We start from the raw sequence: 25,618 nt of genomic DNA, 5'->3' as shown, positions 1-25,618 counted from the left end.
GGTATCTGCCGGTACCCGGCACCGATGGATCCGCTGTGCTCCCCGCAGGCATGGTGCACCAGTTCGGCCAGGCGGCGCATTGCCGACGACCGGCAAAGTTCACTAGGGTCTGCATGCCGGACACCGTTAAGAAAGCGTCAACGGCCAGCCGGAAACGGGGACATAGATGGACAAGACAGCAACACCGGAGAGATATCTCGACGGTTACGCCCGGATCCTGACCGATGTCTCCGCAACCGGCCGCCGCCTCACCCGCGACGAGATCGAGTGCCGACGCTCCCTGGGCGAGCAGGCCGCCGACGCCGGGCTGGGCCTGCGTGCCCTGGTTGGTGCGTACCTCGCCGCCACCCGCGAGGCGTGGCCCCACACCCCCGGCACGACCGACAGCGTGCTCGCGGCCGTGCAGCAGGCGGTCGACGCCGTCGCCGAAGGCCACGAACGCGCGCTGCGCCTCGCGGTACGTCAGGAGGAGGCCGCGCGCCGGGAGTTCATCGACGACCTCCTCTACGGCCGCAGCGACCTCGGCCGTCTCGCGGAGCGCGCCGAACGCTTCGGCCTGCGGCTGTCCCAGGCCCAAGCCGTCGCCGTGGCCCAGGGACCGACCGCGTACGAGGAGGGAGCGCCGGTCCCCCGCCAGGTCGAGCAGGCGATGATAGCCCGCTTCGGCGACCGGGACTTCCTGCTGACCACCAAGGGCGGCCAGCTGCTGTGCATCGCGCCGGGCCATCAGGACGAAGTGCTGGCCCACTTCGCCAAGCAGGCACACGCCGCCACCAACGGCGGCCGCGTCGCCATCGGCCGCCCCCAGCCCGGCCCCGGTGGGGTGGTCCAGTCCTACGAGGAGGCGCTGAACGCCCTCGAACTCGCGGACCGCCTCCACCTGGAGGACCCGGTGCTGCGCGCCGCCGACATGCTGGTCTATCCCGTGCTCACCCGCGACCGCCAGGCCATGGCCGATCTGGTACAGGGCACCCTCGGTCCCCTCACCACCGCCCGCAGCGGCGCGCAGCCGCTCCTGGACACGCTCACCGCCTACTTCGACTGCGGCTGTGTGGCCACCGAGGCCGCGCGGCGGCTCTCCCTGAGCGTGCGGGCCCTGACGTACCGCCTGGAGCGCATCCACCAACTCACCGGCGTCAACCCCGTCGACCCGGCGCACCGCTACACGCTGCACACCGCGGTCATCGGTGCCCGCCTGCTCGACTGGCCCGGCAAGAGCCTGTAAAGGCGGCACAGGAAACCGCAGCCAGGGCCGCTACCGTGCCGGGCTCAGCCGGAAGGACCGTACGACCGCCACCACGCAGGCCGCGACCAGCGCGAGTGCCGGCACCGCGAGGTCGGCCAGCGGCCGGCGCTCCGTACCGGGGGCGGCCAGGCCGCGCGGCGGTACCGCCCCTCGGGGGTCGTGGACCACGGCCAGTGCGTCCCCCGGCCGGGTCGACCGGTCGCAGCCGCGCCAGATGCCCGTCGTGAGGGGCGTGCCGTCGCGGTCCGCCACGGAACACAGATAGCGGTCCTGCGCCGCGCCGCCCTCGACCGAGGTGACGACCACCGACTCCATCCGCCCGCGGTGTTCCAGCACGAGTCCTGCGGCGGCCTGGGGCGTCACCAGTGCGAGGCAGACACCTAGGACCACGACGGCACCGATGAGGGCCCGTCCGGCGCCGGTGAGCAGCAGATACAGCCCCAGCGCAACGGCGGCCACCAGGCCGGCCTCCCCTGCGGCGAGTGAGGCGATACCGGTCCAGGCTCCGGTGAGGCCGGCACCGACGATCGCCCCGTCCTTCGTTGCCGGTGCCCGGCAGGAACAGGTGCGCCCGGCAGAGGCAGGTACGGAAAGGGCTGCGGATCCGGCCCGCTCGAATGAATTCGACGCTGATGGGGATTCCGAGCTGGGCCGGTAGTGGCGCGGCCGGTCTGTTGGTGTTCGTCTTCCCCCTCGCCACCACCCGTCCGGACCTCCGCCAAGGAGTCAGCGGGAAATAGCTGTCCGATGAACGGATCCGGCTGACCGGATAACGGTCTGGTTTCCCTCGCTGGCACTTTCGAAGATTACTGATGGTTATGTGACTTGCGTCACTAAAGAAGTAGTAAACGTCGTGGTAGAACAACGCAACTCCGCAGGTGGCACCACCCCTCGCCACACCGCGGAGCTGCCGACACGCGTCGGCAGCACGACCAGGGTGATCACGCTTCGAGTCCGCGGAGCATGGCCCCAGGGTCGCCGATCGGACAACGGCGTTCGCTCAAGACCGCACATCTTCCCGGCGCAGCCTTCCCTGCGCCGGTCCCGCGCCATCGAGGTAACCACCGTGTCACTCGACTCCCTCACCCAGTCCGTCGACGAAGTCGTCAGCAGATTCTTCGAGCCCATCGCCACCTGGCTCGTCGACGTCGTCTTCTACTCGGTGCCCGTCGGCGGCACGGAGCTTCCCCTCATCGTGGCCTGGCTGGTCGTCGCGGGCCTGGTCTTCACCGGCTGGTTCGGCTTCGTGCAGCTGCGCAAGTTCCGCCTGGCCGTGGACGTCGTCCGCGGCAAGTACGACGAGAAGGGGTCGGCCGGCGAGGTCAACCACTTCCAGGCCCTGACCGCCGCTGTCTCCGGCACCGTCGGCCTGGGCAACATCGCCGGTGTGGCGGTCGCCGTCTCCGTCGGTGGCCCCGGTGCCACGTTCTGGATGATCCTGTGCGGCCTGCTCGGCATGGCCACCAAGTTCGTCGAGGTCACCCTCGGTGTGAAGTACCGCGAGGTGCATGCCGACGGCACCGTGTCCGGCGGCCCGATGCACTACCTGCCCAAGGGCCTGGCCGACCGGTTCGGCAAGAACGGCAAGATCCTCGGCAAGGTCCTGGCCGTCCTGGCCTCCTTCTTCGTCCTGTTCTTCGGGCTCTTCGGCGGCAACCTCTTCCAGGTCAACCAGTCCTACGCCCAGATGGTGTCCGTCACCGGCGGCGAGGACGGCCTGATGGGCTCCTCCGCCGGCGCGCTGTTCTTCGGCATCCTCGTCGCCGCGCTCGTCGGCATCGTGCTGCTCGGCGGCATCCGCTCCATCGCCAACGTCACCAGCAAGCTCGTCCCCGCCATGGCCGGCATCTACATCGTGGCCTGCCTGATCGTCATCCTGGTCCACGTCTCCGACGTGCCGGCCGCGTTCGTCACGATCATCGAGGGCGCGTTCGCCCCCGAGGGTGTGGCCGGCGGTGTGCTGGGTGCGCTGATCATCGGCTTCAAGCGGGCCGCGTTCTCCAACGAGGCCGGTCTCGGCTCCGCCCCGATCGCCCACTCCGCGGTCAAGACCAAGCACCCCGCCAGCGAGGGCCTGGTCGCCCTGCTGGAGCCGTTCATCGACACCGTCATCATCTGCACGATGACCGCGCTGACCATCGTCATCGCCAACCCGGCCAGCTGGGGCGAGGCCCGCAAGGGCGAGTCCATCGGCGGTGTCACCATCACCTCCGACGCCTTCGCCACGGTCCTGCCCTGGTTCCCGTACATCCTCACCGTCGCGGTGCTGCTGTTCGCCATCTCCACGGTGCTGACGTGGGGCTACTACTGCATGAAGGCCTGGACCTACCTCTTCGGCCGCAGCCGCACCAGCGAGCTGACCTTCAAGGTGCTGTACACGCTGTTCGCCGTCGCGGGCTCGCTGCTGACGCTCCAGACACTGATCGACATGGCCGACGCCGTGCTGTTCATGCTGGCCGTCATCAACATCATCGGCCTCTACCTCCTCGCCCCGGTCGTCAAGCGCGAGCTGAACTCCTTCCTCGAGTTCGTCCGCGCGCGCAACGCTGGTGAAACGGCTGAGGACACAGACCAGGAGTCGGTGAAGACCACCGTCTGACCGCCCCCGCGGCCCGGCTCCTGAGCGGGCTCGTGAACACCTCGCGCCTTGGTGTCCACGGGCCCGCTCGTCGTGCCCGGATACGGGTTTCCGCACGTGAAACCGAGTCTGGCAGGACCCTTCAGCGCCAGCTAGGGTGCAAGGAACGCGTCAACGTCCCGCCTCCTGTGGGGTGTTCCGGCGCGCGGTGTGCCGGGAAGTCTGGTCGGCGTTTCAGGGGCTCGTATGCCCTCATCCCGATCCCCCCGGAGGTTCCATCGATGGCTGCCGCCCCCCGCCAGCGCCCCACCCTGCTCGGACTTCTGCCCCTGCCCGAGCGCAAGGCCGTGACCCAGGCGCTCAGGACCGAGACGGTCGGCGGACTGGTGCTCCTCGCGGCCGCAGTGACCGCGCTGGTGTGGGTGAACACCCCGTGGGGCGACTCCTATGAGCGGATACGCGAGTTCCACTTCGGCATACCGGCACTCGGCCTGGATCTCTCGGTCGGCCACTGGACCGCCGACGGACTGCTGACGATCTTCTTCCTCGTCGCCGGCATCGAGCTCAAGCGCGAACTCGTCGTCGGTGAACTGCGCACCCCCGCGACCGCGGCCCTGCCGGTCATCGCCGCCCTGTCCGGCATGGTCGTCCCCGCCGCGTTCTACGCCCTCACCGCCTGGGCGGGCGGCGGCAGCCTCGACGGCTGGGCCGTCCCCATGGCCACGGACATCGCCTTCGCCCTCGCCGTCCTGGCCGTCCTCAGCTCCCATCTGCCCGCCGCGCTGAGGGCGTTCCTGCTCACCCTCGCCGTCGTCGACGACCTCGGTGGCATCCTCGTCATCGCGATCTTCTTCACCAGCGACCTGAACTTCACCGCACTCGGCGGCGCGTTCGCGGGTCTCGTCGTCTTCCATCTGATGCAGCGCTTCCGCGTGCGCGGCTGGTGGTGGTACGTCCCGCTCGGCATCGCCATCTGGGTGCTGATGTACAACGGCGGCGTCCACGCCACCGTCGCCGGCGTGGCCATGGGCCTGATCCTGCGGTCCACCCGCGACGAGGGAGAGACCGACTCGCCCGGCGAGCGCACCTCCCACGTCCTGCACCCGGTCTCCGCCGGAGTGGCGGTCCCCCTTTTCGCTCTCTTCGCTTCGGGCGTCGCCGTCACGGCCGACTCACTCGGGCAGGTCTTCACCCAGCCCGAACCCCTGGGCGTGGTCCTGGGCCTGGTGGCCGGCAAGGCTCTCGGTATCTTCGCCGGCACCTACCTCGCCGTCCGCTTCACCCGCGCGCGCCTCAACCCCGACCTCGCCTGGGCGGACGTCTTCGCTCTCGCCGTCCTGGCCGGGATCGGCTTCGCCGTCGCCCTGCTCATCGGCGAACTCGCCTTCCCCGACCCGGCCACCGCCGCACTGATCAAGGCAGCCGTCCTCGTCGGTTCCCTCATCGCAGCCGTCCTCGCCGCCATCCTCATCAAGCGCCGCAACGGTGTTTACCGCCGCCTGTACGAGGAGGAGAACCTGGACGCGGACCACGATGGCATCCCCGACATCTACCAGCGAGCCGGCACCGGCGAACACTGACTTCATGACCGACGGCTCGGCACTGCTGGCCGGCACGGTCACCACCCTGGCCCTCGGCACCGCAGGCCGGCAGAACATGAGGTACTCCGCCGTCACGTGGGCGGGACTGGCCGGCCTTCCGGTGGCCTGCGTAGTCGGCCGCGAGGGAACGTCCGGCTGGCGTCATCGAGTGCAGGTCCAAGGGCACCGCTGCGCCGCCCTGTCTCTGATGGTGCCGTGCGCCGACCTGGGTACGCGGGCGGGCCGCGCCGGGCCACGCCACCGGCACACGTGACCTTCGCTGCCGCAAGGTCGATACTGCCCTCAGTTCCACGAGGCCAGAACGTCCCACATCACGTCGGTTGTCATGCCTGACACCACACCGCCCGAGGAACCCGTTCGCCAGGTCGCAGGCACTGCCCGGCCTGGCCACGGGCGTTGCCGCGTCTGCTCGGACGACGCCGGAGTCCGCCGGAGGTGGGCGCGGGCGGCGCCCACCCAGGCCGGCCATGTGCCCTCGACGATCCAGACGACAACGGACATCGGTTCACCCTCCTCCGACGACGGCCGGCGAGACCCACAGTGCCGGCACGGTGGCGCCCGGGCTCGCGGGCGCCGCCTACACGCCGAGCCGGGTGGACTCCTTCAACTCCACCTCACCCTGGTGGGCATGGACGATGCGCCGCCACAGCAAGGTGGCCGGCGAGCCCGCGCAGGCGGCGCTCCTGCGTCAGGATCAGGACGGGTCGCCGTACTGGAGGCCGCGTCCGTTGGTGCCGACGTAGACGCGGCCGAAGGTGTCGGGGTCGCCGGTGATGACGCCGACGCCGCCGATGCTCCCCCACTGGTGGGCGTCGTCGTTGACGCGGAGCCAGGTGGCGCCCTTGTTGGTGGAGCGGAAGACTCCGGTGACGTCCTTGACGGTGCCGATCAGGTACAGGGCCTGGTAGGAGGCGCCCGGCTTGGCCTTGCCGAAGCCGAGGGCGGAGGCGGACTTCACCGTGGTGAGCGTTCTGAAGGTGCGGCCGCCGTCGGTGGAGTGCAGCAGCCCCTTGCCGCCGCCGGCGAGCCACAGGTCCCCGGCGATGCCGGGGACGGCGGTGAGCCGGCCGTCGGGCAGGCCCGTGGCGCGGGCGGTGAACGTCGCGCCGCCGTCGGTGCTGGCGTAGAGCGTGCCGCCGGACAGCGAGTAGAAGGTCCTGGCCGAGGAACGGTCGGCGACGACCACGGCGTCGGTGCCCAGGCCGCCGACCCGCGACCAGCTCGTCCCCTTGTCGGTCGAGCGGTACGGGACCTGGCCGGCCTGGGTCCAGACGATGGTGGAGCCGTCCGCCGCGAGCGCGACATGGCCGTCCTGGGCACCGGCCACCGGCTCTGCCTTGAAGCCGTTCCAGCTGCTGCCGCCGTTGGTGGAGTAGGCGCCGTCCTGTGCGCCGCCACGGCCGACGCGGACCATCATCGAGGGGTTGGACTGGGCGAAGTCGATGTCGGTGCTGTTGGTCATCATCGGGTTCTTCAGTCGCCCGGCGGGCACCTTGGTCAGGGAGCCGTGGCGGAAGCCGCCTTGGTCGCCCATGGCGGTGATGACGGTGGCGCCGCCGGGCGGGGCGATCGCGTCCAGCAGCGCGGTCTCCTCAAGGCCGCGGGCGCCCGCGGTCCAGTGGCTGGTGCCGCCGCTGTCGGTGGCGGTGGCGTCCTTGCTGCGCCAGATGCCGTTGCCGGTGCCGTACAGCACGTGCCCGGAGTTGAAGGGGTCGATTGCCAGGGCGGTCATCCAGTGCCCGGTGTGGGTGCCGATGTAAGGGGCGGCGGAGGCGTTCCGCACCGACTTGTCGGCCAGTGCCTTCCAGGTCGTGCCGCCGTCCGTGCTCCGGTAGATCTCGTCCTCGGGCCACCAGCGGCCGAGGGTGGTGACCATCACCGTGGACGGCTTGCGGGGGTCGACGGCCAGCCCGGAGAAGCCGTAACTACCCTGGGACGGGGAGATGTTCTTCCACGCCCCGCTGCCCGTCGTGTACTTCCACACCGAGCCCCCCGTCACGCCGTTGGGTCCGAGGTTGTCGGTGTACGTCAGGTACAGCGAGCCGTCACCGGAGAGCACGCCGTGCTGCGGCAGCTGGCCGGTGGGCTGACCGGAGACGGCCTGCCAGGTGCTGCCGCCGTCGGTGGAGCGGTACAGGGAGGTGGACCTGTCGGCGACGCCGACGTAGACCGTCTTGCTGCCGGCCGGGCCGTACGTCACGAAGGATATGCCCGCGCCGCTGCTCGCCCCGTCCTTGACGGGGAACGAGGAGACCTGGCGCCAGCTCTTGCCGTGGTCGGTGCTGCGCCACAGGCCGTTCTTGCGGGTGCCCAGCAGTAGGGTGCCGTTGTCGGCGGGGTTGATCGCGAGCCGTTCGCCCGCGCCGCGGCCGTCCTCGTTGGCGCCCAGCTTGAAGGGCAGATCGGTGCGCTTGAAGGTGCGGCCCCGGTCGGTGGAGCGAAGGATCGCGCCGTTGCCCGCCCAGTCGTTGGTGTACGTGCCCGCCGCGAGGTAGAGCCGCTTGGGGTCGACGGGGTCGGTGGCCACCGCGTCGATGCCGAGCAGGTTCCAGTCCTTCTCGCCGACCCAGTCGGTCAGCGGGATCCACTGCTCGGCCCCGGTGTCCCAGCGGTAGGCGCCGCCCATGTCGGTGCGCGCATACAGCAGGCCCTTCTCGCGCGGGTTGAACACCAGCCCGGTGACGTAACCGCCGCCGACCACCTGGGCGTTCTTCCACCTGTACGGTCCGGCCGCGGCCGTCGTCTGCGCCTCGCCGGTCCCGGCAGCCGGGGCCTCGGCCATCTTCACCAGCTTCCACTGCTGGTTGGCGCTGCCGGTGCCCGGATACTGGACGACTGCCGCGCCGTCGGCCGTGGAGCCCCCGGAGACGTCCAGGACCTGGCCGCTCCTGCGGGAGGTGAGGGTGACGGCGCCGGAGCCGCTCACCTCGTCGATCCGCCACTCCTGGGAGGTGGAGGAGCTGTCGGTCTGCTGCTCTGCGGCGGCGGCCTGGGCGGTCGAATCGCCCGCTATGCCCAGCACTTTGCCGCTGTTGCGGTTCACGAGCTGGTAGTAGCCGTCCCCGGTGGGCTTCAGCTTCCACTGCTGGTTGGCGGTGTCCTGGTCGGTCCACTGCTGGATACGGGTGCCGTCGGCGGTGGAGAAGCCGTTGACGTCCAGCACCTTGCCGCTGCGCACGGAAACCAGCTGGTAGTAGGCATCGCCGTCGACCGTCGCGGCCTGCGAGTCCTCCTGCACATACAGGAAGTACGGCACGACGATGGCGGGCACGCCGACCAGCACACCGCTGGCGGTCCAGCGACGGCGATGACGCCCGCGGCGCCCGCGGTTCGTGGGGTTGCTCATGGGGGGTGGTTCTCCTTGCGAACTGTTGACGAGAGAGCGGATCCGGACACCGAGGCGCGGATCCGCTTCCTTGTGGTCGCAGCCTTCGCAAAGGGTTGCCGCGAACCGGGAAATCTTTCAGGCCACCCGGTCTCAGTCGGACGTGACGAGGCTGAAGGCGGCCAGCCGGAAACCCCCCATGCAGCGTCAGCGTGAGGTCGTGGACACCGTCGGGCCGCGTGGCGAGCTCGGCCTGGGCGCCACCTCTGCAACGAAGCCCTGCCCGCTGCCGCGGCCGTCTTGCCTTTCGGCCACCCCAGTATCATCACTGCCACTCTGGGGATGAGGGATCAGAAGCAGGCCACGCTGGGACGACCTTCGCACGCAGGATTTGATCGGGCCGGACGTAGCCACGCCGAACAGCGCGGAGAACACTCCGGAGACGGAAGGGGTGGGCTTGGTCTCTGACGGACAAGGCGATCGAGCAGATCCGTGAGCTGATCCGGACCGGGGCGCTGGCGCCGGGCTCGAAGCTGCCACCGGAGCCGGAGCTGGCGGCCCAGCTGGGCCTGTCCCGCAACCTGGCCCGCGAGGCGGTCAAGGTGCGCGCCCGCATCTGGCGCGGCCTCGTCGACGACCAGGCCGCGGGGAGGACCCTCACGGAACACGAGGCGATCTACGATGCCCTGTCCGCCCGCGACGTCGTCCTGAGCCAGGCCGCAGCGCTGATGCACGTGAACAACACCGAGCAGGGGCTGCGAAAGCAGCTGAGCAGCACCGACCGGGTCAGCGCACGCCCTGGAGACGCCAGATCTGGTTCTTCTTGGTGCTGAGGGTGCTGGGAGCGTCGCAGGTCCACTGGTGGACAACGGCTCGCGGCTGGGTGGAGACGCCGGAGACGTCGACGCACTTGCCACTGTGGACGGCGACGAGCTGATAGTCCTGGCTGTTGCCGAGCGCGGTGACGGGCTTGAGGGTGAACATCTGGTTGGTGGTACCGCTGCAGGTCCACTGGATGACGGCGGCGCCGTCGGCGGTGGCGGCGCCGGAGACGTCCAGGCACTTGCCGCTGTGCTGGTTGACCACCGTGTAGGTGTTGGCGCGTCCGGCGACCGGCTTGAAGTCGAACATCTGCTGGTAGCCGCCCTCGCAGTAGTACTGCTGGTACTGCCTGCCGTCGGCTTGGCTGAGGTCGGTGTCGTCCAGGCACTGCCCGCTGTTCTCGCTGACGGCGACCGTGGAGACGGTGGTGTCGGACGGCGGGAGCAGGGTGATGGTGTAGCCGTCCTGGGCGTCGGTGTACGGGACGGTCACCGAAGCGGCGTTGCCGGCGACCGTCAGGGTGGTGTCGGAGATGGTCGTCGGGCCGGTCACGGCGGCGCCACTGTTGTACGGGATGCGCTGGACGACGGCCCGGACGCGCCCGTTCTCCACGACGGAGGTGGTGTTGAGGCCGGTGAGATGGACGGTGACGTTGCCGGCGTTGCCGTTGCTGCCGATCAGGATCTTGGCGTTCCTGGCGGTGTTGTCCTTGGTGGCGAGGCCGTCGGTGTTGGCGCCGGGGATGAGGTTGACGACGTTGCCGGTCTGCGAGCCGTAGTAGCGGTACATGAACCACTCGCCGAGCGGCAGGTACTGGCCGGAGCTGTTCTTGGTGAGCAAGCCGGCCGCGTAGTCGTGCAGGTTGGGGCCCCATCCCCAGTTGGCGCGCATGCCGTCGGCGCCGGCCCGCTCCAGGCGGCTGATGAACCAGGCACCGCCCCCCGGGTGCTGCTGCTCGCGTCCGGCGTACTCGTTGATCTGGTACGGGCGGGTGTTGGTCAGGCCCGCGGCGGCGAGGGTCGAGTTGGCGTTGCTGACGGACTGGACGGGGTCGTGCGGTATGGCGTGCCAGCTGTAGATGTCAGGGGCGACGTTGTTGGCCTTGACATGGTTCAGGTAGGTGGTCCACCAGGTGTTGGAGGAGCCCGGCGGGTTCGCCGTGCTGGGGCCGACGATGAGCTGCCCGGGGAGGCTGGCCCGTACGGCGGCGTGGAACCGCGACCACATCTGCAGGTACTGGCTCTGGGGCCGGTCCCAGAAGCCGCTGAGGTCCGGCTCGTTCCACAGGTCCCACTCCACCGTCATGTTGTTGGCCTTGACGTCGGAGATGAGCTGCTTGACGAAGTTGTCGAACTGCGTCCAGTTGCCGTTGTCGCCGGGGAAGGGCTGGCTGGTGGTGCCGTCGGCGCCCCACAGGTCGTGCGGCAGGAGGACGAACGTGCCGCCGAGCGCCTTGGTGCGCCGGTACTGGGCGAGGGTGGCCTTCCAGCGGGTCTGGTAGTCGGCGAGGCTGGTGGCGTAGCCGCCACCGTTGAGCTGTGCGCCGCCGGCCCGCATGAAGTGCCACTTGATGTCTTTGAAGAAGTGGTCCGGCGGCAGCGCCCCGTCGGGAGTCAGCCCGTAGATCATGCCCGAGGCGCGGTAGGTGGGGGCGCCTCCGGCGGTCGCGAAGTCGACGGTGACGCTGGTGTCCGCGGCCTGCGACGGGCCGGCGGGCACCAGGGTCGTGGCCAGGGCGGCCAGGAGGACGGCCACGGACGAGGTCGCCCGGCGTCCGCTGCGGGTTACGAGTCCGGGAAGTGTCCAGCGAGATGTCATGCTGCGGCTCCTTCGTGAGCGGGGAGGACGGCGGGTGCCGAACGTCCTCGGGGCTGTGGTGAGACGGCCGGTCAGGGGCACTCTCGGTGTGCGTGTGCCTCGGCCAGCAGGAGGTAGGCGGCGGCGGTCCAGGTGTAGGCGCGGTCGCGCAGGCCGGTTCCGGTGAGGGCGTCGAAGTTCTCGGCGAAGCCGTGGGTTTCGCACAGGGCGCGGAAGCGGGCGCTGATCTCGTCCGCGAGGCGGTGGTGGCCGGCGCGGCGCAGGCCGTCCTCGATGAGGACGGTGGCGGGCGCCCAGATCGGGCCGCGCCAGTAGCCGTCGGAGAGGTAGTGGGGTGAGGTGGGCAGTTCGGTGGCCAGTCCGTACGAGGTCAGGTGGGTCTCGATCCGGGCGGCCAGGGCCTTGCCGATGTTCTCGGGCAGGTGCTCGCCCAGGGCCATCGGCATCAGGTCCAGCAGGCTCGAGCTGCCCCAGGTCGCGGCCGTGTCGACGCCGCGGGCCACGAACCGCTCCCCCGTCCACAGCTCGTCGAGCATCGCCGCCTGGGTCGCGTCGGCGGTTCGGTTCCAGCGCCGGGCCTCGTCGGGCAGGTCCAGTTCGGTGGCCAGTCGGGCGAGTTCGCGCAGCTGGAGGATGAGGAAGGCAGCCAGGTCGGCGGTGGCGACCACGCGCTCGGGGTCGAAGGTCGTGGCGTTGTCCCAGCCGCTGTCGTTGCCGTGCTGGTAGTGGGGCAGGGCGGCGCCCGGTGCGCGTCGGACGGTCAGCCAGAAGTCCGTCCACCGTGCCAACCTGCGGTAGGTCTCGGCCAGTTCGGTCCGGCTGATGGGCTCGGGAAGCCGTCTGCGCAGGTGGGACAGGGCCCAGCCGTGGATGGGCGGTTTGACGAAGTTGTAGAGGACCTCGGAGTGGGTCACCGAGTCGGGCAGGGCGCCGGTCTCGTCCTGGTGGTCGAAGGGCAGGGAGAACTGGTCCCGGGCCAGGGCGGGGTGACCGGGCGCCAGGGCGAGGGCGTTGAAGCAGTGGTCCCAGCTCCAGACCTTGTCCATCCAGTGCTTGGACATCAGCACCGCGGGCCGGGTGACCAGACCCGCCGGACGGACCGTCGCCGACCACAGGACGTACGCGGCGAGTTCGGCGGCCGGCGTCGCGGACGAGCGCCAGGGGGCCACCGCGTCGACGAACGCGGCGAAGGCTCGCTCCGCGGTCGCCACGACGACGTCGAACGTCTCCGAGGACGTGTAGGGCAGGCGTGCGCTGTCCAGTTCCTCGATCGCCGCTTCCCAGACTCCGCCGGGGTCCGCGGTGACGGTGACGCCTCGTTCACCGGTACCGAGGGCCTGACTGCCGTACACCTCGGCGACAGAACCCGACAGCACGGTGACCCGGTAACGGCGCCCGGTCTCGTACGAGGTGAACACGTACGCCCCGTCCACCGGGTCGCGGTAGAAGTAGGTGCCCGTGAAGGGGGTCAGGGCGTCCGCCGCCGCGTCGATGCGCAGGCCGAGTCCTTCGCCGCGCAGGCGGACGGTGTCCGGTGCGGCGTAGGCGAGGGCTACGCGCCCTTGCTCACCGGTCCAGGTGAGCAGGCCCGGAGTCGCCTCGACGCGGGTCCCCGCACGCTCGCCCGTCGTCACGTCGAGGGGCGTGACCCGCAGGACCGCGTGCATGCCGTTCTGGTGCGAGACCAGGTGGAGGTCCTCGGCGCGTGTGTTCTCCGCGAGCACGGGAGAGATGCCGAACCAGGAGCCGTGCGTGCTGAACGGGATGTCGTGGAGGGAGAAGGCCGGGCCGGATCGGACGGCGGTCATGTGGTGTGACTCGTTTCTTCAGCAGGGGTGACCGACGGGGGCCGTGCGGTGGTCAGTCCTTGACGGCTCCGGCCGTCACGCCGGCGGCGACATAGCGCTGGGCGAGGACGAGGATCACCGTGGCGGGCAGCGAGGCCACGACGGCGGTGGCCATGATGGCGTTCCACTCCTGGTTGTTGTTGCCGATGTAGTGGTAGATGCCGAGCGTGATCGGCTCGTGGGCGCCGCCGCCCGCCAGGGTGCTGGCGAAGACGAAGTCGGACCACGACCACAGGAACGCGAACAGCGACACGGTGACGATCGAGTTGCGGCTCATCGGCAGCACCACGGACCGGAAGGTACGCAGCGGCCCGGCTCCGTCCATCTGCGCGGCCTGGAGCAGTTCGCCGGGGATGCCGGACATGAACGCGGTGAAGATCAGTACCGCGAAGGGGACGGCCAGGGTGGAGTCGGCGACGATCAGGCCGGGCACGGACTGGAGCAGGCCGAGCTGGAGGTAGATGGCGTAGAAGCCCATCGCCATGATGATGCCGGGGATCATCTGGGCCACCAGGAGGAGGAAGCTGAGCACTCCCCCGCCGCGGGGCCGGAGTTTCGCCAGCGCGTAGCCGGCGGGCGCGGCCAGCGCCACGGTCAGCGCGACCGTGCCGAGACCGACGACGAGGCTGGTGCCCAGGTAGGGCAACTGCTGGTCGAACACGGCGCGGTAGCCGGCCAGCGTGCCGTGCACGGGCAGCAGGTCGGGCGGGGACTTGCGCATGTCCTGGTCACGGGTGAAGGACACATTGAGCATCCAGTAGACCGGGAAGAGCATGACGGCGGTGAGTGCAAGACCGAGGGCGGTCTTCCACCCCGTACCGCGGAACCGGTGCAGCAGGTTGTTCATGCCAGTGCCTGCTTTCTCTGGACCCTCAGGTACACCAGGCCGAAGACCAGAGCGGCGACCACGAGCAGATTGCCTACGGCCGCGCCGGGGCCGAAGGCGGGCAGCAGGTTGCCGAAGCCGAGCTGGTAGGACCAGGTGGCGAAGGTGGTGGACGAGTCCGCCGGTCCGCCCTTGGTCATGATCCAGATGATGTCGAAGACCTTGAGCGTGTAGACCAGCCCCAGCAGCAGGGTGATCGCCGAGACCGGGCGCAGCAGCGGGAAGGTGATGCTCCAGAACCGTCGCCAGGCGCTCGCGCCGTCGAGGGCGGCCGCTTCGTACAGGCTGTGCGGGATGGACTGGAGGCCGCTGTAGAGCACGACCAGGTTGAACGGGACGCCGATCCAGACGTTCGCGATGATCACCGAGGTCAGCGACCAGTCCGGAGATGTCAGCCAGTTCACCGGGCCGATGCCGACGGCGTGCAGAGCCGCGTTGACGACACCGGAGTCGCTGTTCAGCATCCACGACCAGGTGGAGGCCGACACGATCAGAGGCAGCAGCCACGGCACCAGGAACAGCGCCCGCAGGGTCGCGGAGAGCTTGAAGTGCTGGTTGAAGAAGACCGCGAGGGCCAGGCCGATGGCGTACTGGAAGAACAGGCACACGGCGGTGAACACCACCGTGTGGGTCAGGGCCGGGCCGAACGTCGGGTCGTCGAAGACCGTCCGGTAGTTCGCGAGGCCGGTGAAGGGGGCGTTGCCCTCGACGAAGGAGCGGACGGTGTAGTGGCGCAGGCTCAGGTCGAGGTTGCGGTAGAGGGGATAGGCGTAGAAGAGGACCAAGTAGAGGGTGACTGGGGCGAGGAAGGCCCAGGCGGCCCACTGCGGGGATACCGGACGGCGCCGTGCCCGGGCGTGGGCCGGGAGCGGGGCTGCGGTGGCCGCCCCGGTCCGGGCGGGCGCGGACCTGCGGTCCGGTCGCTGTTTCGTGTGACTCATCTGCGGACCCGGGGATCCTGGCTACTGGGCGGCGGACTGCGCCTTGGCCAGCGCGTCCTTGGGCGAGGCGGCGCCGCTGAGGGCGGACTGGACGGCCTTCCACAACTGCTCGGAGATCTTCGGGTACGTGGTGCCGAGGTCGTCACTGGTGCGCCCCTTGGCGGACTTGACCGCGTCGACCCAGGGCTTCAGCTCGGCGTTGGCCGCCACCTGCTTGTCCTGGACCTCGCTGGTCGGCGCCACGTACGACAGGGTGGTGTCGGTGTCGTACAGGTTCTCGCTGCTGGTCAGGCAGGACACCAGCTTCTGGGAGGTGGCGTAGCGGGCCGTGTCGCCCTGGACCGGGACGGTGACGAACTCACCGCCCGTCGGTGCCGCGGCGTTCCCGCCCGACGCGCCGGGGATGGGCAGGACGCCGTAGTCGAAGCCGAGCTTCTTGGCGCCTGCGAGCTGCCAGGTGCCGTTCTCGGCGAAGGCGTAGTCGCCGCCGGCGAACTCCTGCCAGCTGGTGGTCTGGGTGTTGTTGATGACCGAGTTGGGGGCGTACCCCTTCTTCAGCCAGTCGGTCCAGAGCCTGAGCGCCGAGGCGCCCTCGGGGGAGTCGAGTTCGGTCAGCTTCGCGCCTGAACCCCAGAACCAGGGCAGGAACTGGAAGCTGCCCTCCTCCGTTCCGATGGCGGAGAAGGTGATGCCCTTCTTGCCGGCCTTCTTGACCTTGTCCAGGGCCGTCGTCAGCGACTTCCAGTCCGTGATCGAGGCGACGTCGACCCCGGCGTCCTTCAGGACCTTCTTGTTGTAGTAGAGCGCGAGGGTGTTGGCGCCGATCGGGATGCCGTACGTCTTGCCGCCCGACTGGCCGGCCGCGAGCAGGTTGGGGTCGACCCTCGAGGTGTCCAGCTTGTTGTCGTCGGTCGTGGTGAGCACGCCCGCCTCGGCCAGGGTAGACACCACCGGGTTGTCGACGATGAGGACATCGGCGGAGTTGTCCTGCTGTGCCGCCAGCAGTGCCTTGTTCGCCAGGTCGCTGGTGTCGAAGGCGGTCCGCTTGATCTTCACGCCGGCCTCCATGCCGCAGTCGTCCAGCAGCTTCGCCCAGGCCGAGGTCTTGTCGAACTGCGGGTACGGGTCCCAGATGGTGTACGTGCCGCTGCCGGCGCCCTTGGACTCGGCGCTGCCGGACCCGGAGGAGCAGGCGGTGGCACCGGCGGCCACGGTCAGGACGGTCAGGGCTGCGGCGGTGAGGCGGCGGTGTCTGGAGAAGCGGTTCATCGAGGGTTCCCTTGTTCTGGGCATGCGGGTGCCGAGGGCACGGGGTGAGGAGCGAGGCGGGCGCGGAGAACGGCACCGCTGAGGAGTTCGGGCGGCGCGGGGTGTGGGGCTTTGTGCGTGGACGGGGGTCAGAGGGTGGTGGCGGGCCCGTCGCCCGTGTTGTGCGTGGCATGCGCGGGCCCTGTACTCGCCCGCAGAGAGATCGGCGGCGCCAGGAGATGGTGCCGGGGCGGCGCGCCGGGATGGCCGAGCCGCTCCACCAGCAGGTCGACGGCGCGTCGGCCCATCTCCTCCGCCGGTACGTCGGCCGCGGTGAGCTGTGGGGTCACCGTCTGCGCCCACCGGCTCGCCACGACTCCCGTCACGGAGAAGTCGCGCGGCACATGGCGGCCGGCCTCGACGAGCCCCCGGTAGAGGCCACCGAGCGCGGCCTCGTTCAGCGTGACCAGGGCTGTGGTGGCCGGATCGTCGAGCAGGATCTGTTCCAGACATGCCTGACCGGACGCGGCATCGTCCCCGCAGCAGTACGTCCGCACCGTCAGCCCGCGCTCGGCCGCGGCCTTGGTGAAGCCCTCCAGCCCGCGGTGGGCGGACTCGTACCCGGCCCGCAGCAAATGCTCGGGCCGGTTGACGAGGGCGATCCGGCTGTGGCCGAGGTCCGCGAGGTGGTGAACGCACGCCGCCGCGAGTGCGGTGTGGTCCAGGCCGACCCACCAGCCGCCTTCCGGATGGGCGGTGCGGCCGATGGCGACGGAGGGGAAGTCCAGGGCGGCCATGTGGTCGACCCGGTCGTCCTCCAGCCTGATCTCCATCAGGATCGCGCCGTCGACCCGCCGCTCCCCCAGCAGCCGCTGGAAAGAGCGGTCGCTGTCCATGCCGCTCGGGGACAGCAGTACGTCGTAGTCGTAGACCGCGGCGGCCTCCACCACACTGCCGATGAAGTCCAGCTGCATGCCCGTGTAGTGGTTCCCGGCCGGCGGGAACACCAGGCCGATCGTGCTGGTCCGGCCGTTGGCCAGGGCCCGCGCACTGGCGTTCGGACGGTAGCCCAGCTCGTCGATGACCTCCTGGATCTTCCGGCGCGTGTCGTCCGACACCGGGCGCTTGCCGCTCAGCGCGTACGAGACGGTGGAGCGCGAGACACCGGCTCGCCGGGCGATCTCACCGATGTTCACGGCGACTCCTTGGTCGAACCGGTTCGATGCAGCGAAGATAGGAACGCTTCAGGGGGCTGTCAACGCCTGCGGCAGAACTTCTCGAAACAGCACCGGTAACCCGGATGATCTGCGAACTCGGTCTGTTTCAGAGGGCGTTGCTGAGAGCTTTCCTCGCTGCTACGTTCCTTCGAACCGATTCGACGAAGCGATCGGTACGCAAGCGCTCGTCGAGGGGCCCGGTCAGGGCCGCACCCGCCAGGCAACGCTCCGAGCGCAAGAGGCTTCAGCACTCACTCACCGAAGAGGACGCCTGCATGAGAAAGTCCTGGATTCTCCCCCTGGTCACGCTTGTCGCTGCCGCGTTCGGGGTGACGTCGGCAGGGGCGACCCCCGCCTCCGCCGCCTCCGACACGCCTTTGCGGGTCATGCCGTTGGGTGACTCCATCACGTGGGGTGTGGGGAGCAGCACGGGCAACGGCTACCGGGGTCCGTTGTGGAACAGGCTCGCCGCGGATGGCCATCCGCTGGACTTCGTGGGCACGGGGCGGAGCGGCTCGATGTCCGACCCCGACAACGAAGGCCACTCCGGGTACAGGATCCACGAGGTGGCCGCACTCACCGACGCCTCGCTGACCCGTTACCGGCCCAACGTCGTGACGCTGCACATCGGCACCAACGACCTCGACAGGAGCTACGAGGTCTCCACCGCCACCGCCCGGCTGAGATCGCTGGTCGACCAAATCACCGCCGCAGCCCCCGACGCGACTGTCCTCGTGGCCTCCCTGGTCGTGTCCACCAGCGGCTCGGAGGAGCAGTACCGTGCCGCGTACAACCAGGCCATCCCCCGGATCGTGAGCGACGCGCAGGCGGCGGGCAGGAAGGTCGCCTACGTGGACATGAGCAGTCTGACCCCGGCCGACCTGGCCGACGCCCTGCATCCCAACGACGCGGGGTACCAGAAGATGGCCGACGCCTTCCACCGCGGCATCCGGTCCGCGGACAGCGCCGGGTGGCTGAAGAACCCCGCCCCCGCCCCCGCACGCGTGCAGTCCGGCATCGCCGGCAAGTGCATGGACGTCAGCGGCGCCGGCACCGCCGACGGGACCGCCGTCCAGACGTGGAGCTGCGGCGACGGTGCCAACCAGCTCTGGTCCGCCTACACCGACGGCACCCTGCGCTCCATGGGCAAGTGCCTCGACGCCGCCGGCTGGGGTACGGCCAACGGCACCAAGGTGCAGCTCTGGTCCTGCCACGGCGGCGCCAACCAGGTCTGGCAGCCCTACAACGGCGGCTACCGCAACCCCGCCTCCGGCCGCTGCCTCGACGTTCCGGGCTCCTCCACGACGGACAGCACTCAGCTCCACCTGTGGGACTGTCACGGCGGCGCCAACCAGAAGTGGACCACTGTGACCGCCGGATGACCCCTGCTCACGGGGCCTGAGCCCCTATGGGCGCAGGTCTCGTGAGTGTCGAAGCGCTTCGACGATGTCCATGGCTCCATGGCCCGGCAAGAGAAAGCCTCTTGCTGGAGGAGCCCTTGTTCCCACGAAACTCCTCCGTTAGCTTGCGACTGCAAGGTGAAGCGCTTCGACAATTCCGCAGCAGGAAGGCCGCCGCCATGACCAAGGAGCAAGAGACCTTCCACTGGGGACACGAGACCCTCCAGCTCGAAATCCTGCTCGATGGCGACGGCAGCCCGCGCCTCACGCACCTCGGACTGCCCGGCGAGGCACAGAGAAGCCCCGGCGCGTCCCTGCCCCTGGTGGAGGTGACCGCCGCGGGTCACGGCCGTGATTGGTCGGGCAGCCGCCTCGTGGGCACCGCTCTCGGCGGGCGTCTGCGCCACCGGACCCACCGCGCGAGCCGCGACGGCGACTGGCACACACTGACCGTGCACCTCCACGACCCGGAAACCGGGCTGGTCGCGGAGGTGACCTACCGCTCCCCGGACGGCATCCCCGTGCTCCGCAGCGAGGTGACCCTGCGCAACGAGGGGCGGGCCACGCTGCACCTGGAGTCGGTCAGCTCGCTCGCGGTGGGCTGTCTCACCCCGCAGGACCCGGCGGCCATCGACGCCGCGGACCTGCTGTGGGCGGAGAACGACTGGCTCACCGAATGCCGCTGGCAGCGACAGCCGATGCGCCTGACCACACCGGCCCACGGCGGACGCGTGAGCAACGCGCACGCCAAATCCGGCTTCGTCCTGAACGGCCAGGGCACGTGGTCCGGTTGCGGACGCCTCCCCATGGGCGGCCTGACGGACCGGAGCACCGGCCGCACCTGGGTGTGGCAGATCGAGCACAACGGCGGGGGCTGGCGCTGGGAGTGCGGCGAGCACGACAGGGCGGCCTACGCGGCACTGTTCGGCCCCACCGACACACACCATGGCTGGCGGCACCCCCTCGCACCCGGCGCCGCCTTCACCGCCGTACCGGCTGCCCTGTCCTTCAGCACCGACGGCGGCCCCGATGAGGCGTTCGCCGCGCTGACCCGCTACCGCCGCGCCCAACGCCGCCCGCACACCGACCACCAGCGCCTGCCCGTCATCTTCAACGACTACATGAACTGCCTGATGGGCGACCCGACGACCGAGAAGCTGCTGCCGCTCGTCGACGCGGCGGCCGACGCGGGCGCGGAATACTTCGTGATCGACGCGGGCTGGTACGACGGCGACAACGGCGGCTGGTGGGACAGCGTCGGCGCCTGGGAGCCCGCCGCCTCACGGTTCCCCGGGGAGAAGGGGATCCACGAGGTGCTGGACCGCATCCGGGAGCGCGACATGGTGCCCGGCCTGTGGCTGGAGCCGGAAGTGATCGGCGTACGCAGCCCCATGGCCAAGTCCCTGCCCGACGAGGCGTTCTTCCGCCGCGACGGCGTCCGCGTCACGGAGACCGGCCGGCACCACCTGGACCTGCGCCACCCGGCCGCCCGTGCTCACCTGGACGAGGTCGTGGACCGTCTGGTCGGCGAGTGGGGCGTCGGCTACCTCAAGCTCGACCACAACATCGACCCCGGCTCCGGCACCAGCGCCCACCCCGGCGAGACTCCGGGCGCCGGCCTGCTCGGCCACAACCGGGCGCACCTCGACTGGCTCGACGGCGTCCTGAACCGCTATCCGCACCTGGTGGTGGAGAACTGCTCCTCGGGCGGTATGCGCTGGGACCACGCGCTGCTGTCCCGGGTTCAGCTTCAGTCCACGAGCGACCAGGAGAACCTCCAGCGCTACGCGCCCATCGCGGCCTCCGCGCCCACCGCCGCCACCCCCGAGCAGGGTGCCGTCTGGGCGTATCCCCAGCCGGAGGACTCCCTCGACGAGGTGGCCTTCACCATGGCCAACGCGCTCCTCGGCCGGATCCATCTCTCCGGCCGCATCACCGAACTGGAGCCGGAGGCCCGCGCCCTGGTCCACGAGGCGGTGGCGGCGTACAAGGCCATCCGCGCCGACCTGCCGCGAGCCGTACCGTCCTGGCCGCTGGGTCTTCCCGGCTGGGACGCCCCCTGGATCGCCCTGGCCCTGCGCACTCCCGCCACCACGTACCTCACCGCCTGGCGCCGCCCCGGAAACGACGCCACGGCGACGCTTCACCTGCCCCACCTGCGGGACACCGCCGCCCGTGTCGACCTGCTCTACCCCTCGGCCACCCGGGCCGTTCCCGCCTGGGCGCCCGACCGGGCCGAGTTGAGCCTGACCCTGCCCACCGCGCCGTCCGCCGTCCTGCTCCGCATCACCCCCACGGACTCCGGCGCTCCCTGAACCACCCCACCCCCGCATTACCGATTCACGAGAGGACCTGTCGGGTGCCCCCTCTGCCCCAACCGGACGGATGCGTCGCCAACCCCGTGATCCCCGGCTTCCATCCCGACCCCAGCGTCTGCCGGGTCGGCGACGACTACTACCTGGCCTGCTCCAGCTTCGAGTACTTCCCCGGGGTTCTCCTCTTCCACAGCCGTGACCTGGTGCACTGGACGCAGATCGGCAACGTCCTGGACCGGCCGCGCCAGTTGCGTCTGCCGGCAGACATGCCGTCCTCCGGCGCGACCTACGCCCGGACACTGCGCCACCACGACGGCCGCTCCTGGCTGATCGTGACCGCCGACGGCCGGACGAGCCGGCAGTGGCAGCTGCGCCCGCAGACCGGGGGCGAGTTCGTCCTGGTCAACCGCAACAGCGGCAAGGTGCTCGACGTCAAGGGAGGCAGTACGGCCGACGGTGTCGCGCTGATCCAGTACCGCGACGTCGGCAGTTCCAACCAGCAAGCAATCGCTCTCTCGTCATCGAAAGGTGCAGGATGTCTTCCTTCGTCAGCAGACGGCGCCTGCTGCAAGTAGCCGGGGCCACGGTCGCCGCATCTGCCACGGGATCCTTCATGGGCGCATCTCCCGCGCAGGCGGCCGTTCCTCCCGCAAGGGCCGACATAGGAGTCTTGGCGCATCCCTTCGAACTGGGCCAGGTCCGGCTCACCGCGAGCCGGTGGCTGGACAACCAGAACCGAACGCAGAACTATCTGCGGTTCGTCGATGTCGACCGGCTGCTGTACAACTTCCGCGCCAACCACCGGCTCTCCACCAACGGCGCCGCCGCCACCGGCGGCTGGGACGCACCGAACTTCCCCTTCCGCACCCACGTCCAAGGGCACTTCCTCACGGCCTGGGCACAGCTGTACGCCGTGACGGGGGACACCACCTGCCGGGACAAGGCCACCTACATGGTCGCGGAGCTGGCCAAATGCCAGGCCAACAACGGCGCCGCCGGTTTCAACGCCGGGTACCTCTCCGGCTACCCCGAGTCCGACTTCACCGCTCTCGAACAGCGGACCCTGAGCAACGGCAACGTGCCGTACTACACCATCCACAAGACCCTCGCCGGCCTGCTGGACGTATGGCGCCACATCGGCAGCGCACAGGCCCGTGACGTACTGCTCGCCCTGGCCGGATGGGTCGACTGGCGCACCGGCAGGCTGAGCAGCCAGCAGATGCAGGCCATGTTGCAGACCGAGTTCGGCGGCATGAACACCGTGCTGACCGACCTCTACCAGCAGACAGGCGACGCGCGGTGGCTCACCGTCGCCCGGCGGTTCGACCACGCCGCGGTGTTCGACCCCCTGGCGTCGGGCCAGGACCAGCTCAGCGGACTGCACGCCAACACCCAGGTGCCCAAGTGGATCGGGGCCGCCCGGGAGTACAAGGCCACCGGCACGACCCGCTACCGGGACATCGCCACCAACGCCTGGAACTTCACCGTCAACGCACACACCTACGCGATCGGAGGCAACAGCCAGGCGGAGCACTTCCGCGCCCCGAACGCCATCGCCGGCTACCTGAACAAGGACACATGCGAAAGCTGCAACACCTTCAACATGCTCCTCCTCACCCGGGAACTGTTCGCGCTCGATCCGAACCGGGCCGCGCTGTTCGACTACTACGAGCGGGCGTGGCTGAACCAGATGATCGGCCAGCAGAACCCGGCCGACGGCCACGGTCACGTCACCTACTTCACCCCGCTCAACCCGGGAGGCCGACGCGGTGTCGGCCCGGCCTGGGGCGGCGGCACCTGGAGCACCGACTACGGCACCTTCTGGTGCTGCCAGGGCACAGGCCTGGAGATGCATACCAGGCTGATGGACTCCATCTACTTCCGCAGTGACAACACGCTGATCGTGAACCTGTTCGTGCCCTCGGTGCTCAACTGGTCGGAGCGCGGGATCACGGTCACCCAGACCACGTCGTACCCCGTCAGCGACACCACGACCTTGCAGGTCACCGGCAACGTCAGCGGAACCTGGGCCATGCGCATCCGCATCCCGAGCTGGACCAGCGGGGCGACCATCAGCGTCAACGGCGTCAGGCAGAACATCGCCACCGACCCCGGCAGCTACGCCACCCTGAGCCGCTCGTGGGCCTCCGGCGACACGGTCACCGTCCGCCTGCCCATGCGGATCGTCATGCGAGCGGCCAACGACAACAGGAACGTCTCCGCGATCACCTACGGCCCGGTGGTCCTGTCCGGCAACTACGGTGACTCCTCGCTCAGCTCCCTCCCGACGCTGAACACGTCCTCGATCACACGGACCAGCAGCAGTTCGCTCGCCTTCACCGCCACCGCCAACGGCTCCACCGTCAACCTGGGCCCGTTCCACGACGCGCATGGCCACAACTACACCGTCTACTGGAACGCCAGCGGCACATTCCGTCTCGTCAACGTGGCCAGCGGTCTCCTGCTGGGCATCCAGAACATGTCCACGGCCGACGGCGGCCGCGCTCTGCAGTGGGTGGACAACGGCACCGCCGACCACGACTGGCACATGATCGCCGATGGCACCGCGTTCCGCTTCCGCAATGCCCACAGCGGCAAGGTGCTCGGCGTCCAGGGCATGTCCACGACGGACGACGCGACCATCCTGCAGTGGTCGGACAACGGCACCGCCGACCACCGATGGACGCTGCTCGACCAGGGAGACGGAACCTACAAGATCCGCAACGAGAACAGCGGCAAGTTGCTCGCCATCGCGAACAACTCCACCGCTGTGGGTGCGTTCGCAGTCCAGGACTCGGACGACGGCACTGCCGACAACCGGTGGCGCATCGTGCGGAACTGAGGTCCGCCGCGGACGTGGGTCCGGGTCGCTCGCCAACCCTCCGTGCGCTCGACACTTCGACCCACGTTCGATATCACGAACACCCGTTCGCCCAAGGAAACACGAGGAGATACGAGGTCCCCATGCGCAGACTACGTTCCAGCCGCAGGCAACTGTCCGTGATGCTCGCGGCCCTGGTCGCGTCGGCCGCGACGCTCGTCGCCAACCCGGCTCAGGCGGCCACCACCGGCACCTTGAAGGGTGTCGGTTCCGGCCGGTGTCTCGATGTACCGGGCGCCAGCCAGACCGACGGCACGAACCTGCAGATCTGGGACTGCCACGGCGGGACCAACCAGCAGTGGACGCTGACGGACAACAACCAGCTCACCGTGTACGGCAACAAGTGCCTGGATGTCCCCGGCCACGCGACCACGGCCGGTACCCGGGTGCAGATCTACACCTGTAACGGCGGCGCGAACCAGCAGTGGCGGGTGAACGCCGACGGCACGATCGTCGGCGTTCAGTCCGGGCTGTGCCTGGACGTCAGCGGCGCCGCCACAGGCAACGGCACGGCGGTGCAGCTCTGGCACTGCAGCGGCGGCAGCAACCAGAAGTGGACCGGCCTGTCCGGGCCGCCCAACTCGTGTTCTCTTCCGTCGACATACCGGTGGACGTCGACCGGTCCGCTGGCGCAGCCGGCGAACGGCTGGGTGGCGCTCAAGGACTTCACCACCGTGACGTACAACGGCCGGCACCTGGTCTACGCGACCACCTCTGACGGATCGTCGTGGGGCGCGATGACGTTCCGGCCCTTCACGAACTGGTCGGACATGGCCTCGGCCGGCCAGACCGGGATCAGCGGGTCCGCGGTGGCGCCCAAACTGTTCTACTTCGCGCCCAAGAAGATATGGGTGCTGGTCTCGAATGGGTGGGGCACCGCCTGGCCCTTCACCTACCGCACGTCCAGCGACCCCACCAACCCCAACGGCTGGTCCGCGCCGCAGGAGCTGTTCACCGGCAGCCTCCCCACCGGCGGCCCGATCGACCCGACCGTGATCGCCGACGACCAGAACATGTACCTGTTCTTCGCCAATGACAAGGGCAGCATCTTCAAGTCGACCATGCCGATCGGGAACTTCCCGAGCAGCTTCGGCTCGTCGTACGAGACGGTCATGAGCGACACGGAGAAGAACCTGTTCGAGGCGCCGGAGGTCTACAAGGTTCAGGGCCAGAACCAGTACCTCATGATCGTTGAGGCTCGGGGTGCGACTGAGCAGCGCTTCTTCCGCTCGTTCACGGCCTCCAGCCTGAACGGTCCGTGGACCCCGCAGGCCGCCACCGAGAGCAACCCCTTCGCGGGCAAGGCCAACAGCGGTGCCACCTGGACCGACGACATCAGCCACGGCGACCTGGTCCGCACCAACCCCGACCAGACCATGACCATCGACCCCTGCAACCTGCAGTTCCTCTACCAGGGCAGGGACCCCAACTCGAACGGCACCGACTACCTGAAGCTGCCGTACCGGCCGGGCCTGCTCACCCTGCAGCGCTGA

The 25,618-nt window shown here is 69.5% G+C and carries 18 protein-coding genes and 1 pseudogene; 11 read left to right on the top strand and 8 right to left on the bottom strand.

Annotated features, from left to right (window positions below; all coding sequences use genetic code 11):
• The first annotated feature begins 166 nt into the window (after positions 1–166).
• Entirely contained in the window at positions 167–1,225 is a 1,059-nt protein-coding gene (locus tag ACZ42A_RS18145; RefSeq protein ID WP_468528195.1) for a PucR family transcriptional regulator, read from the top strand.
• Between the two features lie 30 nt (positions 1,226–1,255).
• Here the strand turns inward: ACZ42A_RS18145 and ACZ42A_RS18140 are convergent, their stop codons facing one another.
• Positions 1,256–1,705: a hypothetical protein gene (locus tag ACZ42A_RS18140; RefSeq protein ID WP_468528194.1), complete on the bottom strand. Its 450-nt coding sequence runs from the start codon at positions 1,703–1,705 to the stop codon at positions 1,256–1,258.
• Between the two features lie 607 nt (positions 1,706–2,312).
• On the opposite strand from ACZ42A_RS18140, the gene ACZ42A_RS18135 reads away from it, so the two are divergent.
• The 3 genes from ACZ42A_RS18135 (at position 2,313) to ACZ42A_RS18125 (ending at position 5,678) form a co-directional block, all read left to right on the top strand.
• On the top strand, positions 2,313–3,845 hold the full coding sequence (locus ACZ42A_RS18135) for an alanine/glycine:cation symporter family protein (RefSeq protein ID WP_468528193.1): 1,533 nt from the start codon (positions 2,313–2,315) through the stop codon (positions 3,843–3,845).
• A gap of 260 nt (positions 3,846–4,105) precedes the next feature.
• On the top strand, positions 4,106–5,404 hold the full coding sequence (gene nhaA, locus ACZ42A_RS18130; protein WP_468528192.1) for a Na+/H+ antiporter NhaA: 1,299 nt from the start codon (positions 4,106–4,108) through the stop codon (positions 5,402–5,404).
• A gap of 4 nt (positions 5,405–5,408) precedes the next feature.
• Positions 5,409–5,678 carry a hypothetical protein gene (locus ACZ42A_RS18125; RefSeq protein ID WP_468528191.1) on the top strand — a complete coding sequence of 90 codons (270 nt, stop codon included), beginning with the start codon at positions 5,409–5,411 and terminating at the stop codon, positions 5,676–5,678.
• Positions 5,679–6,119: 441 nt separating this feature from the next.
• Here ACZ42A_RS18125 and ACZ42A_RS18120 read toward each other — a convergent pair whose 3' ends face one another.
• Positions 6,120–8,771, bottom strand: coding sequence for an RICIN domain-containing protein (locus ACZ42A_RS18120; protein WP_468528190.1), 2,652 nt, complete (start codon positions 8,769–8,771; stop codon positions 6,120–6,122).
• Between the two features lie 443 nt (positions 8,772–9,214).
• On the opposite strand from ACZ42A_RS18120, the gene ACZ42A_RS18115 reads away from it, so the two are divergent.
• Positions 9,215–9,583 (top strand): FadR/GntR family transcriptional regulator, encoded by a 369-nt coding sequence (locus ACZ42A_RS18115; protein WP_468528450.1) that lies wholly within the window; start codon positions 9,215–9,217, stop codon positions 9,581–9,583.
• Here the strand turns inward: ACZ42A_RS18115 and ACZ42A_RS18110 are convergent.
• The 6 genes from ACZ42A_RS18110 to ACZ42A_RS18085 all read right to left on the bottom strand — a co-directional run bounded on the left by ACZ42A_RS18110 (position 9,537) and on the right by ACZ42A_RS18085 (position 17,508).
• Positions 9,537–11,390 (bottom strand): RICIN domain-containing protein, encoded by a 1,854-nt coding sequence (locus tag ACZ42A_RS18110; protein ID WP_468528189.1) that lies wholly within the window; start codon positions 11,388–11,390, stop codon positions 9,537–9,539. The genes ACZ42A_RS18115 and ACZ42A_RS18110 overlap by 47 nt on opposite strands.
• Positions 11,391–11,461: 71 nt before the next feature.
• On the bottom strand, positions 11,462–13,198 hold the full coding sequence (locus ACZ42A_RS18105) for an amylo-alpha-1,6-glucosidase (RefSeq protein ID WP_468528188.1): 1,737 nt from the start codon (positions 13,196–13,198) through the stop codon (positions 11,462–11,464).
• Between the two features lie 52 nt (positions 13,199–13,250).
• Positions 13,251–14,084 carry a carbohydrate ABC transporter permease gene (locus ACZ42A_RS18100; protein ID WP_468528187.1) on the bottom strand — a complete coding sequence of 278 codons (834 nt, stop codon included), beginning with the start codon at positions 14,082–14,084 and terminating at the stop codon, positions 13,251–13,253.
• Positions 14,081–15,064, bottom strand: coding sequence for a carbohydrate ABC transporter permease (locus ACZ42A_RS18095; protein WP_468528186.1), 984 nt, complete (start codon positions 15,062–15,064; stop codon positions 14,081–14,083). Before ACZ42A_RS18095 ends, ACZ42A_RS18100 begins: the two co-directional genes overlap by 4 nt.
• Before the next feature lie 21 nt (positions 15,065–15,085).
• Complete coding sequence (locus ACZ42A_RS18090; RefSeq protein ID WP_468528185.1) at positions 15,086–16,333, bottom strand: sugar ABC transporter substrate-binding protein; 1,248 nt, start codon at positions 16,331–16,333, stop codon at positions 15,086–15,088.
• A 128-nt stretch (positions 16,334–16,461) separates the two neighbouring features.
• Positions 16,462–17,508, bottom strand: a complete 1,047-nt coding sequence (locus ACZ42A_RS18085; protein WP_468528184.1) for a LacI family DNA-binding transcriptional regulator — start codon at positions 17,506–17,508, stop codon at positions 16,462–16,464.
• Between the two features lie 296 nt (positions 17,509–17,804).
• On the opposite strand from ACZ42A_RS18085, the gene ACZ42A_RS18080 reads away from it, so the two are divergent.
• From ACZ42A_RS18080 to ACZ42A_RS18055, 6 genes and pseudogenes are all read left to right on the top strand, one after another.
• Complete coding sequence (locus ACZ42A_RS18080) at positions 17,805–18,911, top strand: ricin-type beta-trefoil lectin domain protein (RefSeq protein ID WP_468528183.1); 1,107 nt, start codon at positions 17,805–17,807, stop codon at positions 18,909–18,911.
• A gap of 197 nt (positions 18,912–19,108) precedes the next feature.
• Positions 19,109–21,244 carry a glycoside hydrolase family 36 protein gene (locus tag ACZ42A_RS18075; protein ID WP_468528182.1) on the top strand — a complete coding sequence of 712 codons (2,136 nt, stop codon included), beginning with the start codon at positions 19,109–19,111 and terminating at the stop codon, positions 21,242–21,244.
• A gap of 44 nt (positions 21,245–21,288) precedes the next feature.
• A pseudogene (locus tag ACZ42A_RS18070) lies at positions 21,289–21,645 on the top strand (family 43 glycosylhydrolase); the annotation flags it as partial.
• Complete coding sequence (locus tag ACZ42A_RS18065; RefSeq protein WP_468528449.1) at positions 21,643–21,819, top strand: RICIN domain-containing protein; 177 nt, start codon at positions 21,643–21,645, stop codon at positions 21,817–21,819. The pseudogene ACZ42A_RS18070 and the gene ACZ42A_RS18065, both read left to right, overlap by 3 nt.
• Positions 21,780–24,086, top strand: a complete 2,307-nt coding sequence (locus ACZ42A_RS18060) for a beta-L-arabinofuranosidase domain-containing protein (RefSeq protein WP_468528181.1) — start codon at positions 21,780–21,782, stop codon at positions 24,084–24,086. Before ACZ42A_RS18065 ends, ACZ42A_RS18060 begins: the two co-directional genes overlap by 40 nt.
• Before the next feature lie 122 nt (positions 24,087–24,208).
• Positions 24,209–25,618: a non-reducing end alpha-L-arabinofuranosidase family hydrolase gene (locus ACZ42A_RS18055; RefSeq protein WP_468528180.1), complete on the top strand. Its 1,410-nt coding sequence runs from the start codon at positions 24,209–24,211 to the stop codon at positions 25,616–25,618.

The organism is Streptomyces sp. NPDC030838 (assembly GCF_055572035.1).
Note: the sequence above shows the minus strand (reverse complement) of the source record. Positions and strands in the feature narration are given on the sequence as shown.

Excerpts from the sequence above, each read along its gene's own strand:
- ACZ42A_RS18145 (WP_468528195.1), top strand. The coding sequence starts at position 167 with ATGGACAAGACAGCAACACCGGAGAGATATCTCGACGGTTACGCCCGG.
- nhaA (WP_468528192.1), top strand. The coding sequence starts at position 4,106 with ATGGCTGCCGCCCCCCGCCAGCGCCCCACCCTGCTCGGACTTCTGCCC.
- ACZ42A_RS18125 (WP_468528191.1), top strand. The coding sequence starts at position 5,409 with ATGACCGACGGCTCGGCACTGCTGGCCGGCACGGTCACCACCCTGGCC.
- ACZ42A_RS18120 (WP_468528190.1), bottom strand. The coding sequence starts at position 8,771 with ATGAGCAACCCCACGAACCGCGGGCGCCGCGGGCGTCATCGCCGTCGC.
- ACZ42A_RS18110 (WP_468528189.1), bottom strand. The coding sequence starts at position 11,390 with ATGACATCTCGCTGGACACTTCCCGGACTCGTAACCCGCAGCGGACGC.
- ACZ42A_RS18105 (WP_468528188.1), bottom strand. The coding sequence starts at position 13,198 with ATGACCGCCGTCCGATCCGGCCCGGCCTTCTCCCTCCACGACATCCCG.
- ACZ42A_RS18100 (WP_468528187.1), bottom strand. The coding sequence starts at position 14,084 with ATGAACAACCTGCTGCACCGGTTCCGCGGTACGGGGTGGAAGACCGCC.
- ACZ42A_RS18095 (WP_468528186.1), bottom strand. The coding sequence starts at position 15,064 with ATGAGTCACACGAAACAGCGACCGGACCGCAGGTCCGCGCCCGCCCGG.
- ACZ42A_RS18090 (WP_468528185.1), bottom strand. The coding sequence starts at position 16,333 with ATGAACCGCTTCTCCAGACACCGCCGCCTCACCGCCGCAGCCCTGACC.
- ACZ42A_RS18080 (WP_468528183.1), top strand. The coding sequence starts at position 17,805 with ATGAGAAAGTCCTGGATTCTCCCCCTGGTCACGCTTGTCGCTGCCGCG.
- ACZ42A_RS18075 (WP_468528182.1), top strand. The coding sequence starts at position 19,109 with ATGACCAAGGAGCAAGAGACCTTCCACTGGGGACACGAGACCCTCCAG.
- ACZ42A_RS18060 (WP_468528181.1), top strand. The coding sequence starts at position 21,780 with ATGTCTTCCTTCGTCAGCAGACGGCGCCTGCTGCAAGTAGCCGGGGCC.
- ACZ42A_RS18055 (WP_468528180.1), top strand. The coding sequence starts at position 24,209 with ATGCGCAGACTACGTTCCAGCCGCAGGCAACTGTCCGTGATGCTCGCG.